Annotated in this window: 13 protein-coding genes; 3 read left to right on the forward strand and 10 right to left on the reverse strand. The window is 72.5% G+C overall.

What is annotated here, in order from left to right; genetic code table 11:
• Positions 1-4: 4 nt before the first annotated feature.
• On the reverse strand, positions 5-958 hold the full coding sequence (locus E9228_RS09620) for a tRNA pseudouridine synthase A (protein WP_425248376.1): 954 nt from the start codon (positions 956-958) through the stop codon (positions 5-7).
• Positions 959-1,055: 97 nt separating this feature from the next.
• On the opposite strand from E9228_RS09620, the gene E9228_RS09625 reads away from it, so the two are divergent.
• Together E9228_RS09625 and E9228_RS09630 are read left to right on the forward strand one after the other, a co-directional pair.
• Positions 1,056-2,057 (forward strand): ATP-binding cassette domain-containing protein, encoded by a 1,002-nt coding sequence (locus E9228_RS09625; protein ID WP_166780367.1) that lies wholly within the window; start codon positions 1,056-1,058, stop codon positions 2,055-2,057.
• Positions 2,054-2,899 (forward strand): ABC transporter permease, encoded by an 846-nt coding sequence (locus tag E9228_RS09630; protein ID WP_166780368.1) that lies wholly within the window; start codon positions 2,054-2,056, stop codon positions 2,897-2,899. Before E9228_RS09625 ends, E9228_RS09630 begins: the two co-directional genes overlap by 4 nt.
• Here the strand turns inward: E9228_RS09630 and E9228_RS09635 are convergent.
• The 8 genes from E9228_RS09635 to infA form a co-directional block, all read right to left on the reverse strand.
• The gene (locus tag E9228_RS09635) at positions 2,868-6,173 is read right to left on the reverse strand and encodes a BTAD domain-containing putative transcriptional regulator (protein ID WP_166780369.1); all 3,306 of its coding nucleotides are present in this window, start codon (positions 6,171-6,173) and stop codon (positions 2,868-2,870) included. The two genes, E9228_RS09630 and E9228_RS09635, sit on opposite strands and share 32 nt — an antisense overlap.
• A 10-nt stretch (positions 6,174-6,183) precedes the next feature.
• On the reverse strand, positions 6,184-7,335 hold the full coding sequence (locus E9228_RS09640; RefSeq protein ID WP_166780370.1) for an aromatic acid exporter family protein: 1,152 nt from the start codon (positions 7,333-7,335) through the stop codon (positions 6,184-6,186).
• Between the two features lie 136 nt (positions 7,336-7,471).
• Positions 7,472-8,047: a 50S ribosomal protein L17 gene (gene rplQ, locus E9228_RS09645; RefSeq protein WP_166780371.1), complete on the reverse strand. Its 576-nt coding sequence runs from the start codon at positions 8,045-8,047 to the stop codon at positions 7,472-7,474.
• A gap of 64 nt (positions 8,048-8,111) precedes the next feature.
• Positions 8,112-9,107, reverse strand: coding sequence for a DNA-directed RNA polymerase subunit alpha (locus E9228_RS09650; RefSeq protein ID WP_110903551.1), 996 nt, complete (start codon positions 9,105-9,107; stop codon positions 8,112-8,114).
• A 188-nt stretch (positions 9,108-9,295) separates the two neighbouring features.
• Positions 9,296-9,694, reverse strand: a complete 399-nt coding sequence (gene rpsK / locus E9228_RS09655; protein ID WP_110824227.1) for a 30S ribosomal protein S11 — start codon at positions 9,692-9,694, stop codon at positions 9,296-9,298.
• 9 nt (positions 9,695-9,703) lie between these two features.
• Positions 9,704-10,078 carry a 30S ribosomal protein S13 gene (rpsM, locus tag E9228_RS09660; protein WP_110903552.1) on the reverse strand — a complete coding sequence of 125 codons (375 nt, stop codon included), beginning with the start codon at positions 10,076-10,078 and terminating at the stop codon, positions 9,704-9,706.
• A gap of 226 nt (positions 10,079-10,304) precedes the next feature.
• Positions 10,305-10,421: a 50S ribosomal protein L36 gene (gene rpmJ / locus E9228_RS09665; RefSeq protein ID WP_111073925.1), complete on the reverse strand. Its 117-nt coding sequence runs from the start codon at positions 10,419-10,421 to the stop codon at positions 10,305-10,307.
• Positions 10,422-10,491: 70 nt separating this feature from the next.
• Positions 10,492-10,713, reverse strand: coding sequence for a translation initiation factor IF-1 (gene infA / locus E9228_RS09670; protein WP_017885509.1), 222 nt, complete (start codon positions 10,711-10,713; stop codon positions 10,492-10,494).
• Between the two features lie 297 nt (positions 10,714-11,010).
• Here infA and E9228_RS09675 point away from each other — a divergent pair, with 297 nt between their 5' ends.
• A complete protein-coding gene (locus E9228_RS09675) occupies positions 11,011-12,279 on the forward strand; it encodes an LCP family glycopolymer transferase (RefSeq protein ID WP_166780372.1) in 1,269 nt (422 codons plus the stop codon).
• A 109-nt stretch (positions 12,280-12,388) separates the two neighbouring features.
• Here E9228_RS09675 and map read toward each other — a convergent pair whose 3' ends face one another.
• Positions 12,389-13,168 (reverse strand): type I methionyl aminopeptidase, encoded by a 780-nt coding sequence (map, locus tag E9228_RS09680; RefSeq protein WP_208385956.1) that lies wholly within the window; start codon positions 13,166-13,168, stop codon positions 12,389-12,391.
• Positions 13,169-13,221: the final 53 nt, after the last annotated feature.

Here is a 13,221-nt window from a genome sequence, read left to right on the forward strand (position 1 = left end):
GACGCTACCGCCCGTCCTCGTCCGGCAGGTCGCCGGGCCGGTGCCCCTCCGCGTCGCGACGGGCGCGTGTCTGGACGGCCCGCGCCTCCAGGGCGTCGTCGTCCGGGTACCCGACCTCGGTGAGGGTGAGTCCACGGGCGGGCGCGGTGGTGAAGGCGCTGGTGCGTGCCGCGGCGACCCGCAGGTCGTCGAGCTCGTCGGCCGTCAGCCGGCCCTCGCCGACGGCGAGGGTGCCGCCGACCATCGCGCGCACCATGGAGTGGCAGAAGGCGTCGGCCTGGAGGCTCGCCACCAGCACGCCGTCCGGCTCACGGTGCCAGCGGAACTCCTGCAGGGTCCGGATCGTGGTCGCGCCGACGCGCGGCTTGCAGAACGCCGCGAAGTCGTGCAGCCCGAGCAGCCGCAGCGCACCCCGTTCCATCGCTGCCGGGTCGAGGCGCCCCGGGTACCAGGTCGTGTGCCCGCGGCGGAGTGGGTCGCGGAGCGCGTCGACGTCGGCGACCCGGTACCGGTACCGCCGCCAGAGCGGGGAGAACCGGGCGTCGAAGCCGGCCGGGGCGACGGTGACGCTGCGGACGACGACGTCACCGTCGGCGCCGGCGAGCCCGTTCAGCCGTCGGACGAGCCCGGCGAAGGCGTCGCGGACGGTGCCGTCGGCGCTGGGGCGCTTCGGCCGGGTCAGGGCGGCCCACTGGTCGGGGCTGAGGTCGAGGTGTGCGACCTGTCCGGTGGCGTGCACGCCGGCGTCGGTGCGGCCGGCGACGGTCAACTGCGGCGGTTCGCCCCACCGGGTGAAGACGGTGGCGAGGGCGTCCTCGAGCACGCCCTGCACGGTCCGGAGTGCGGGCTGGCGGGCCCAGCCGGAGAAGCCGGAGCCGTCGTACGACAGGTCGATCCGCAGTCGCACGCCGGTGTCGCCTGCGCCGGTGTCCTCTGGTGTCCGGGCCGTCTCGCTCACGTCCTCCACGGTACCGATGTCAGCGCCGCGTCAGTGCCGCGTGAGCGGGGCTCGGCAGTGTCGTCCCCGTACACGACGTCGACGGAAGGACACGACGATGACCACGACACCGCTCGCGGTGGAGGCCACTGGCCTCGTGAAGACGTTCGGCAGCAACCGGGCCGTGGACGGGGTCGACCTCCGTGTGGAGGCCGGCACCGTCTACGGGGTGCTCGGGCCGAACGGCGCCGGCAAGACCACCACCATCAGCATGCTCGCGACCCTGCTCCGCCTGGACGGTGGCGAGGCACGGGTCTTCGGTCACGACGTCCGCCGGGAGCCGCACGTGGTGCGCCAGCTCATCGGCGTGACCGGCCAGTACGCCAGCGTCGACGAGACCCTCAGCGCCACCGAGAACCTCGTCGTCTTCGGCCTGCTGCTCGGGCTGTCCCGATCCGAGGCGAAGCGGAAGTCCACCGAGCTGCTCGAGCGCTTCGGGCTGAGCGAGGCCGCCCGACGTCCGCTCCGCGGCTTCTCCGGCGGTATGCGTCGGCGGCTGGACCTGGCGGCGAGCCTCATCGCGCAGCCGCCGCTGATCTTCCTCGACGAACCGACCACGGGCCTCGACCCGCGCACCCGGGCGCAGATGTGGGACACGATCCGGGAGCTCGTCGCGACCGGGTCGACGGTCCTGCTGACCACCCAGTACCTGGACGAGGCCGACCAGCTCGCGGACCGGATCGCGGTGATCGACCACGGCCGGGTGGTGGCGGAGGGCACGAGCGACGAGCTCAAGGCCTCGATCGGCACCGCGTCGCTGCAGCTCCGACTGGCGGACTCGACGCCGGCACGGCTGGCCGAGGCCTCCGACCTCGTCCTCCGCGTGCTCGGCACCGCGGCGGTCGCGAGCCCCGAGGGTTCCCGGCTGACCGCGCCGATGGCGGACCCCGACCGCGTCACCGACCTCCTCGTGTCCTTCCGGGACGCGGGCATCTCCCTCACCGAGATGAGCGTGCAGAAGCCGACGCTCGACGAGGTCTTCCTCACCATCACCGGCGAAGGGGTGGGCCAGGCCTCGCCCGCACCCGCCGACCGCGCGCTCGAAGGGAGCAACGCATGACCACGCTCACCACCCCCGACCTGGCCTCGGCCACGTCCGGCGCACCGCGCATCACCCCGCGGCCCGGTGTCGGCGGTTCCGGCCTCGCCGCCACCGTCCGGCAGTCGCTGACGATGGCGTACCGCGGGTTGATCAAGGTCCGGCGCACCCCGGAGCAGCTCTTCGACGTGACGCTCATGCCGATCGTGTTCACCGTGATGTTCACGTACATCTTCGGTGGTGCGATCGCCGGCGACGTCAGCAGCTACCTGCCGATCATCATCCCGGGCATCCTCGTGCAGACGAACATCACGTCGTCGATCGTCACGGGCGTGCAACTCCGTGAGGACATGGACAAGGGCGTGTTCGACCGGTTCCGCTCGCTGCCGATCGCCCGGATCGCCCCGCTCGCCGGCGCGCTGCTCGCCGACACCGTCCGCTACGCGATCGCCACCACGATCACGTTCACGGTCGGCTTCATCATGGGGCTGCGTCCCGCGGGCGGCATCGGCTCGGTGCTCCTCGCCGGCCTGCTCGTGGTCGTCGTGGCCTGGGCGATCAGCTGGGTCTTCGCCTACTTCGGGGTCGTCGCCCGCACGGCGTCGAGCGTCTCGGGCATCTCGAACCTGGTGCTCTTCCCGCTGACGTTCCTGTCGAACGCGTTCGTCCCCGCCGACACCCTGCCGGACTGGCTGCACTGGTTCTCCGACGTGAACCCGGTCTCGCACCTCATCACGGCGGTCCGCGACCTGGTCAACCACGGCACGGTCGGCGGCGACCTGTGGCTGAGCCTGCTCGGCGCGGCGGTCATCGTCGCGGTGTTCGCCCCGCTCACCGTCCGGGCGTACATGCGGAAGGCCTGATCGCCTCGAGCACCGCACGCGCGGCTGCGACGGCCTCGGCCCGGGACACCCCGGCCGAGGCCGTCTCGGCGTCCGCCGTCCGGTCCTCGCCGACCGCGGCGACGACGAGGGGACGGAGACGTCCGTGACCGAGGACCGCGAAGTCCTGTCGGGCGCCGAGCCGGAGCGCGCTGCCCCAGGCTGCGGCGACCAGGGTCGGGTCGGCGCGGCGGCTGATCGCCTCGAGCACGGCGGCGAGGACCGCGGTCCCGACCACCGGCAGGTCGTTCCACAGCGACGGGGTGCGGAGGGCGACCAGGGCGCTCACCCGGATCTGCCGCGCGATGTCCGCACGTGCCTCCCGGCCGTCCTGGAGGCCCGCCCCGGCGCCGGCAGGTCGGCCCGCGTCCGCCTCGTCCTGCGCGCCTCCGCGCGCCGCGGCTTCGTCCTGCGCGGCCAACAGGGCGGCGCCGACGATCATCACCCACTGGCTCGCCTGCCGCCGGTGCGGCAGCACCTGGTCCCATGCACGCCGGTACTCGAGGACCGCACGGGCGGGGTCCCCCTCGGCACGCGCGACCTCGGCCCGGACCGCGTGCGCGAGCAGCGTCATCTGTGCGCGTTCCCCACCGGGGCCACCGGCCGGGCCACCGATCGGCCCGGAACCGGGGGATGCCGGGAGCGCAGCGAGTTCGGCCGCCAACGAGCGGGCACGGTCGACGTCCCCGGTCGCCGCGGCGCTCAGCCCGACGCTCCAGCCGACCTCGACCAGGTCGTCCTCGGCGCCGAACTGCTCGAGCCGTTCCCGGGCCGTGTCCGCCGCGGCGAGTGCCTGCTCGTACCGACCGAGCTGTCCGGCGAGCTGCGTCACCGAGACGGCCGCGGTACCCGAGGTCCAGACGTCACCGGCCTGCTCGGCGAGCAGCCGCGCTCGGGTCGAGAAGCCGAGGGCGCGTTCGAGCTCACCGTCGTTCTCGGTCAACGGGGCACTGAGCAGGTGTGCCAGGCACGCCACCCCGGTGTCCGGGTCGTCGCGGAGTCGGGTCAGGGCGGCCTCACCCGCGGCCCGACGGCCGAGGGTGAGGAGCAGCTCTGCCTGGGCGTCGACCACCGGGACGCCGGTCATGCCGGCCCGGCGCAGGCGGCGGAGCGCGGCGCGTGCGCGCACCGAGGTCCGCCGGTCGGAGAACGCGGCGGTCGCGCAGGCGATGACGAGTCCGAGGACCGCGGCGGTGCGGACGCCCGACGCCTGGTCGTCGCCGACGGCGGGATCGACGGCGCGGAGGACGGCCACGACGTCCGGCGCGATCGCCGCGACCTCGCCGTGCGCCCCGCGGAACGACCAGTACCCGGCGAGCGCCGAGAAGAGCGGAGCGACGGCGACCGGGTCCGCCGCGCGGAGGTTCCAGCGCAGCATCGTGACGAGGTTGTCGGCCTCGCGCTCCAGGACCCGGAACCGCGCGACCTGGTCGGTGGACCGCACGATGAACAGGTCGTGCCGGGTGGCGACGCGGCAGGCCCACCGGGTCATCGCCGCACGGACGTCCGCCGTCGCGCCGGACTCCTCGAGCCGTGCGGCACCGAACTCGCGGACCGTCTCGAGCAGGCGGTAGCGGATCGGGTCGCCCTCGCGCTCGACGAGCTGCACGAGCGACTGCTCGACCAGGTCGGCCAGGTCGTCGAGCGCGCCGTCGCCCCGGTCCGGTGCGGCGACCGCCTCGACGGCCTCGACCGACAGGCCGTCCGGGAACAGTGCGAGGCGGGTCAGCAGGTCGCGTGCGCCGTCGTCGAGCAGGCGCCAGCTCCACTCGATGACGGCGAGCAGGGTGCGGTGCCGCTCGGGCGCCGACCGGTCCCCGCCGCGGAGCAGCGCGAAGCGGTCGTCCAGTCGTCGTTCGATCTCGTCGACGCTCATCCCGCGGATCCGGGCGGCCGCGAGTTCGATCGCCAGTGGCGACCCGTCGAGCCGGGTGCAGATGCGACGGACGGCGTCGACCGGCAGCACCGCGCCCGGTCGTGCGGCGCGTGCCCGGTCGGTGAACAGCCGGACGGCGGCGCCGTCGGCCTCCACGGGCAGCGGGGCCAGCGGGGCCACGACCTCGCCGGCGACCGCGAGCGGGGCACGCGAGGTGGTGAGGACCCGCAGGTCGGGCAGTTCCGCGAGCAGGTCGGAGGTGAACGCGGCGACCGCTTCCAGGATGTGCTCGCAGTTGTCGAGCACGAGCACGGTGGGTTCCTCACCGAGCGCCCGGGTCACCCGGGTGCGGAGGTCGGCGATGACCGCGTCCCGGAGGCTCCGCGCGCTGCGGACCTCGGCGATCCCGAGCAGTGCGCCGATCGCGGGCACCACGTCCTCGCCGGTGGTGAGCGGCGCGAGCTCGACCACCACCACGCCGCAGCCGGCCGGGACCGTCGCAGCGGCCGCCTGGGCGAGGCGGGTCTTGCCGAGCCCGCCGGCACCGAGGATGGTCACCAGCCGTGCCTGGGACAGGAGGCGCGTGACGGTGGCGAGGTCGGCCTCCCGTCCGATGAGCGCGTTCGGGGCCGCCCGCAGCCCGACCCGGCGTGCTGCACCGGTGGCGGGGCCGGCGCTGCGGAGCACCTCGGCGTTCAGCCGGACCAGGTCGGCGGACGGGTCGGCACCGAGCTCGTCGGACAGGCGGTCCCGGTGGGCGGCGAAGACGGCGAGCGCTTCCGCCGACTGGCCGGCGTCGGCGAGGGCCCGGACGAGCCCGGCGACGGCGGCCTCGTCGAACGGGTCCGCCGCGGCCTCCTCGCGCCAGAGCACCGCCGCCGCGTCGGGATCGCCGGTGGACTGGAGGGCCGTGGCGAGTCGACGGCGGAGGTCACGTCGGACCGTGGCAGCCCGCTCGGCGAGCGCTCCGGCGACCGGCCCCTCGACGTCGCCGCCGGGCTCCCCGCGCCAGCGGTCGAGCGCCGCGCGCAGGGTCGCGGCGTCGGCCGTGCCCCGGTCGAGGACGCGCTCCACGGCTCCGAGGTCGGTACTCACGCCGTCGACGCCGAGGGCGTACCCGGAGGCGGTCGAGACGACGATCCCCTCGGCACCGGAGCGACGGAGCCGCGAGACGAGCGTCTGCAGCGCCGCTCGGGCACCGCGCGGTTGCTCGTCGCCCCACAGGTCGTCGATCAGCGACTCGGCGGTCACCGCACGGCCCCCGGCCAGCACGAGGGCGGTGAGGAATGTCCGGGCGAGCGCGCCGGGCACCGGCACGAGGGCTCCGGTCGGGTCCTCGGCGAGCACCGGACCGAGGACGGCGATGCGCGGCGCGGACACGTGGGCGAGTCTAGGCGCGTCGCCCGCGCCCGAGACGCGCGCGGAGGCCGGACCGTGCCGGACCCGCCGCCGGACCTGTCTCGGTGTCGACGTCCTGCGTCGCCCGCCGCTCCGACTCGACGATGCCTCGGAGCGACACCAGCGCCGACGACGTCACCGCCACGTCGGACGGGTACTCGTGCGACGCGTCGAGGGCCTGCTCGAGTGCCGAGATCGCCCGGTCGCCCTCGTCCGGCGGGTGGTCGCCGCGCACCATCGCCGCGACCTGCCGGATCGCCGTCACCAGCGGGCCGGTGAACGCCTCGTCGGGGCGGCCCAGGTTCGCGGACACCGGGCCGGAGCGGGCCACGAGTTCGGTGAGGTCCGTCGTGTACCAGGCGACCCGCTCCAGGGCCCGGAACCGCGCACCGTCACGCTGCAGCCGTGCACGGGAGCCGCGGAGCGCGCCGCGCGGGTTGATCCGCCGGCTCTCCTGCGCGATGGAGACCCGGCTCCGGACGTCGGCGATCGCCCGGTCCAGCCGGTCCTGCGCCCGGTCCCACGCCCGCTCGTCCCGGTCACCGTGCTCGAGGACGTCCGCCAACCCGTCCAGGTGTTCGGCGAGCACGCCGTTCACCTGGTCGATGCGACGCTCGGCGTCCCAGAACCGCAGCGGGGGGAACACCAGGAAGTTCACCAGCAGGCCGACCACCACACCGACCGCCATCTGCACGAGGTACCCCAGCGAGTACCCCTCGGCATGGGCTCCGCCGACGAGCAGGACGAAGAGCGCTGCCGTCGACACCCACGAGCTCCCCTCGCCGAGGATCCGGAAGCCGCCGACCAGCACGCCGACGCCGACGGCCAGTGCGACGGCGAGGACACCCGGCTCCCCCACCCACATCGTGAACGCGGCCACCGCGATCCCCAGCGCGATGCCGACCAGGGTCTGCACGCCGCTCCGGAGGCCGGCGAACACCGTCGTCTGCATGGCCACCACCGCGCCGAGCGGGGCGTAGTACGGGTAGTCGGACGCGACGCCCGGGACGTGCCGGGCGAGGACCCAGGCGAGGGCTGCAGCGGCGGCGGCCTTCCCGGCGTGCAGGAGGCGCGGCTGCGTGCCCGAACTCCGGCTCCAGCGCCACAGGCGCGTGCCGACCCCGGCGATGTGCTGGAACTGCATGGGACCTCTCGTCTCGTCGGCCGGCTCCGTGGTGGCGGACGCTGGGCGTGCCTCCCGGCCAGGTGGGGTCACGGGCGAACACGGGAGGGCCCCCGCAGCCTGCGCTGCGAGGGCCCTCCTGTGTGGTGCGGTGCGACTACTTGGACGAGTCCGCGGCGTCGTCCGACTTGGCGGCGGCGTCGGCCTCGACCTCGGCAGCAGCGTCGGTCGTGGTCTCCTCGGCGACCGGGGTCGACTCCTCGGTGGTCTCGGTCTCGTCGACCGGGGCCTCCGTGGTCTCGGCCTCGACCGGTGCGGCCGGCGCAGCGGCGGCCGGAGCTGCCGTGCGCGAGACCGGGGCCGGCGTGCTCGAGACGGGCTCGAGGACGAGCTCGATCGAGGCGAGCGGTGCGTTGTCGCCCTTGCGGAAGCCGAGCTTCGTGATGCGGGTGTACCCGCCCTGGCGGTCGGCCACCTGCGGCGCGATCTCGGTGAACAGCGTGTGCACGACGGTCTTGTCGCGCAGGGCTGCGATCACACGACGACGCGCGTGCAGGTCGCCGCGCTTCGCGAACGTGATGAGCCGCTCGGCGACCGGGCGGAGGCGCTTGGCCTTCGTCTCGGTCGTGGTGATGCGGCCGTGCGTGAACAGGGCGTTGGCGAGGTTGCTCAGGAGCAGGCGCTCGTGGGCGGGACCGCCACCGAGGCGGGGGCCCTTGGTGGGCTTCGGCATGTCAGTTCTCCAGTGGTGATGGTGGTGCGCCCCGTGTCAGGAGCGCGTGCGCGTCAGCGCGAGGTCAGTTGCTGGACTCGTCCTCGTCGTACCCGCTGTAGAAGTGGGCACCATCGAATCCGGGGACGGTGTCCTTGAGGGACAGGCCGAGCTCGGTGAGCTTGTCCTTGACCTCGTCCACCGACTTCTGGCCGAAGTTGCGGATGTTCATGAGCTGCGTCTCCGAGAGGGCGACGAGCTCGGACACCGTGTTGATGCCCTCGCGCTTCAGGCAGTTGTAGCTCCGGACCGACAGGTCGAGGTCCTCGATCGGCGTCTGCAGCTCGTTCGACAGCACGGCGTCGACAGGCGCGGGGCCGATCTCGATGCCTTCAGCCGCCGTGTTGAGCTCGCGGGCGAGCCCGAACAGCTCGACCAGCGTGCGACCGGCCGACGCGATGGCGTCGCGCGGCGTGATCGCGGGCTTCGACTCGACGTCGACGACCAGGCGGTCGAAGTCCGTGCGCTCACCGGCACGCGTCGCCTCGACGCGGTAGGTGACCTTGAGCACGGGCGAGTAGATCGAGTCGATCGGGATCTGACCGGCTTCGCTGAACTCCGAGCGGTTCTGGGTCGCCGAGACGTAGCCGCGGCCACGCTCGATCGTCAGCTCGAGCTCGAAGCGAGCGGCGTCGTTCAGGGTCGCGATGACGAGGTCCGGGTTGTGGATCTCGACACCGGCCGGCGCGGAGATGTCCGCGGCGGTGACCTGACCGGCACCCTGCTTGCGCAGGTAGGCGGTGATCGGCTCGTCGTGCTCGCTGGAGACGACCAGGCTCTTGATGTTCAGGATGATCTCGGTGACGTCTTCCTTGACACCGGGAACGGTGCTGAACTCGTGGAGGACACCGTCGATGCGGATGCTCGTGACTGCAGCACCGGGGATGGACGAGAGGAGCGTGCGGCGCAGCGAGTTGCCGAGGGTGTACCCGAAGCCCGGCTCGAGCGGTTCGATGACGAAGCGCGAGCGGAATTCGGAGATGGACTCCTCGTTCAGGGTGGGGCGCTGTGCAATGAGCACTGTGGAATTCCTTTCGGCGAAGTGTCCGCTATATGACACTTGGCGGTACGACGGGGCCGGCCGGGCCCCGACGGGTCTGTTTCAGTTGTGATCACGCGCACAGGAGTGCGCGATCGAACGACCAGGAATGGCCGCCCCCGCTCGTCCCGGTCAGGGAACGAGCGGGGAACGGCCGGTTGCTCCTCGCGTCAGACGCGGCGGCGCTTCGGCGGGCGGCACCCGTTGTGCGCCTGCGGCGTCACGTCGTTGATCGAACCGACCTCGAGGCCAGCGGCCTGGAGCGAACGGATCGCCGTCTCACGACCGGAACCCGGTCCCTTGACGAAGACGTCGACCTTCTTGACGCCGTGCTCCGCTGCCTGGCGGGCAGCCGACTCGGCGGCGAGCTGCGCCGCGAACGGCGTCGACTTGCGCGAGCCCTTGAAGCCGACGGCCCCGGAGGACGCCCAGCTGAGGACGGCACCCGACGGGTCGGTGATGCTGACGATGGTGTTGTTGAACGTGCTCTTGATGTGGGCCTGGCCCACAGCGACGTTCTTCTTCTCCTTGCGGCGCGGCTTGCGCGCGGCGGTCTTGGGGGTAGCCATCGTGATCTCCTATCGAGCCTTCTTCTTGCCTGCCACGGTGCGCTTCGGGCCCTTGCGGGTACGAGCGTTCGTCTTGGTGCGCTGACCGCGCACCGGGAGACCGCGACGGTGGCGGAGACCCTCGTAGCTACCGATCTCGACCTTGCGGCGGATGTCGGCGGCGACCTCACGGCGGAGGTCACCCTCCACCTTGAAGGTGCCCTCGATGAAGTCACGGAGGGCGACGAGCTGGTCGTCGGTGAGGTCCTTGACGCGGATGTCGCCGGAGATGCCGGTCTCCGCGAGCGTCTGGACGGCGCGGGTACGGCCGACCCCGTAGATGTAGGTGAGTGCGATCTCCACGCGCTTCTCGCGCGGGATGTCGACGCCTGCTAGACGTGCCATTGTGCTGGCTGCTCCTGTTGTCGATGGAGGTGTGGCGCAGTGCCGGTGCCCGGGCCTCCGACCCGAGGTGTCCCCCGACCGCTGGTGCGGACGGGATCTGACACTGCGTTGTCGATGTTCAGTTGTGGGTCGTGCTCGAGCCGCTGGCAGTCTCGCGACTGGCGGCCCCGGTCGTGCAGCCGGACCGGAGTCCGTCCCGGAGCAGCTCTCGCTGGTCCGTCAGGGACTAGCCCTGGCGCTGCTTGTGACGCGGGTTGCTCTTGCAGATCACCATGACGCGGCCCTTGCGGCGGATGACGCGGCAGTGCTCGCAGATGACCTTGACGCTGGGGTTGACCTTCATTGTTCGTTCCTCGTGCTCGCTGGCTTCGTGCTCGGCGGGTTCGCCTTGCCGTTCCTTTCCAGCTCGCGGATCACTTGTAGCGGTAGACGATCCGGCCGCGGGTCAGGTCGTACGGGCTCAGCTCCACGATCACGCGGTCCTCGGGGAGGATGCGGATGTAGTGCTGGCGCATCTTCCCGGAGATGTGCGCGAGGACCTTGTGTCCGTTGGTCAGCTCAACGCGGAACATCGCGTTGGGCAGAGCTTCGAGCACCGAGCCTTCGATCTCGATGACGCCGTCTTTCTTGGCCATAGCCTCACTGTCGCTTGGTTGGATTACCGGTGTGATCCCCGAGCCGGTCTGCGGGTCGGGCGCCACGCCAGAAGGCATGGCACACCAAAGATCGATCTTATGTGGTAGACCGCAGATTGCCAAGTGCGGGTTCCGCGCTGCGCGCGTCGGAGTCCGGACCAGCACCGGCTGTGGACCCCAGTGCAGGGGACGGAAGGCCGCAGATGCGCTGTTCCACAGGGATCTCCTGGCTCGACCGTCGCACACACCGAGCCCGGAGCCGTACGGTGACGAGAGCAGTGACCGAAGGAGACCCCCGTGCCCGACGCCCCCGGCCGCGCGCGCCCCGTCGCGCGACACGGTCGACTCCCCCGCCGACGCGGTTGGACGACCCTGCTGTCCGTCGTCGCCTCCGCAGCCGCCGTGCTCCTCGTCAGCGGGACGAGCGTCGCCGCCATCGCCGGCGCGCAACTCGCCGCCGCGCCGCAGACCGTCGCGCTGAGCACCGACGACCAGAGCACCGCCAAGACCGCGGACGTCACCGCGATCAAGGGCGGGGCGAACATCCTGCTCATCGGCAGCGACACCCGCGTCGGGCAGTTCGACTCCGACGAGGACGTCGAGGGCGCCCGCAACGACGTCACGATGCTCATCCACGTGTCCGAGGACCACCAGCAGCTCACCGCGGTCAGCTTCCCCCGCGACCTCATGGTCCCGATCCCGGCCTGCACCAACCCGGAGACCGGCACGACGTACCCGGCCGCGACCTCGGCGCAGTTCAACACCGCCCTCGGCAACGGCGGCGTCTCGTGCGTCGTCGACACCGTCGAGAACCTCACCGGCCTGACCGTCCCCTACGCCGGTCTGATCACCTTCGACGGGGTCATCGAGATGTCGAACGCGCTCGGTGGCGTCGACGTCTGCGTCGCGTCGCCCATCGACGACACCTTCACCGGGCTCCACCTCACCGCGGGGGCGCACTCCCTGCAGGGCACGGACGCCCTCGCCTTCCTGCGGTCGCGGCACGGCGTCGGCGACGGCAGCGACCTGGCCCGGATCAGCTCGCAGCAGGTCTTCCTGTCGGCGCTCCTCCGACAGGTGACGTCGAACGGGACGCTCTCGAACCCGATCACGCTCTACAAGCTGGCCGGCGCCGCGCTCTCGAACATGACCCTCTCGGACGGCCTCGCCCGGACCCGCACCCTCGTCGGGCTCGCCTCCACGCTCCGGGGCATGAGCACGTCGAGCATGCTCTTCGTCCAGTACCCCGTGGTCGACGACCCGGCGGACGCCGCACGGGTCGTCGTCGACGAAGCGAACGCCCACACCCTCAACGTGGCCCTGCAGACGGACGAACGCACCACCCTCAGTGACTCCGCGACCGGTCGGGCGTCACAGGAGTCGTCGGAGACCGCGAGCCCGTCCGCGACGACCGCACCGTCCGCCCCGTCGACGCCGACCGCGACCGCCGAACCCGGGACGCCGGCGCCCGAGACCACGACGACGAGCAGCCCGTCCTCCACCCCGCTGCCCTCGTCGATCACGGGGCAGAGCGCCGCCGAGCAGACCTGCTCCGTGGGCAACTGACGCCGCCGCGGTCCGGCGACGGGCCACGACGTGACGGGAGGCCCGTTGCCAGCTGGCAACGGGCCTCCCGTCATGTGGTCGCGGCGAGGCGGCCCGACGACCGGGTCGGCTACGGGACCGGGACGGGCGTCACGCCCAGCGGCTCGAGCGCCGCGGCGCCGCCGTCGGCGGCCGTCAGGACCCAGATGCCACCGGCGTGCACCGCGACGCTGTGCTCCCAGTGAGCGGCGTCGGACCCGTCGAGTGTCCGCACGGTCCACTCGTCGGCGTCGGTCGAACTGTCGATCGTGCCCGCGGTCACCATCGGTTCGATCGCGACGGCCAGACCCGGCTTGACCGCCGGGCCGGCGCCACGGACACGGTGGTTGAAGACCGGCGGCTCCTCGTGCATGGAGCGTCCGATGCCGTGGCCGGTGAAGTCCTCGACGATGCCCCACTCGCCGGTCTCGTCGATGGCGTCCTCGACCGCCGCACCGACCTCGTGCAGGTGCTTCGCGTGGGCGAGCGCGGCCACGCCGTGCCAGAGCGAGCGTTCCGTGGTGTCGCAGAGCTTCTGGCGGGCCGCTGCCGTGGCCGTGTCGCCACCGGGGACGACCACGGTGAAGGCGCTGTCGCCGTTCCACCCGTCCACCTCGGCGCCGGCGTCGACCGACACGATGTCGCCGGGCTCGAGGACACGGTGGCCGGGGATCCCGTGCACGATCTCGTCGTTCACCGACACGCACAGCGTGTGCCGGTACCCGGGCACCAGCTGGAAGTTCGGCACCCCGCCGCCGTCCCGGATCGTGCGTTCCGCGATCGCGTCGAGCTCGCCGGTGGTGATGCCCGGCCGGATCGCGGCGCGGACGGCATCGAGGGCCTGGGCCGTCAGGAGCCCGGGGCGCACCATGGCGCGGAGCTCCTCCGGGGTCTTGTAGATCGAGGGCTTCCGGAAGCGGGACA

It is taken from the genome of Curtobacterium salicis, from assembly GCF_011759505.1.
In the GTDB taxonomy this organism is placed as follows: domain Bacteria; phylum Actinomycetota; class Actinomycetes; order Actinomycetales; family Microbacteriaceae; genus Curtobacterium; species Curtobacterium salicis.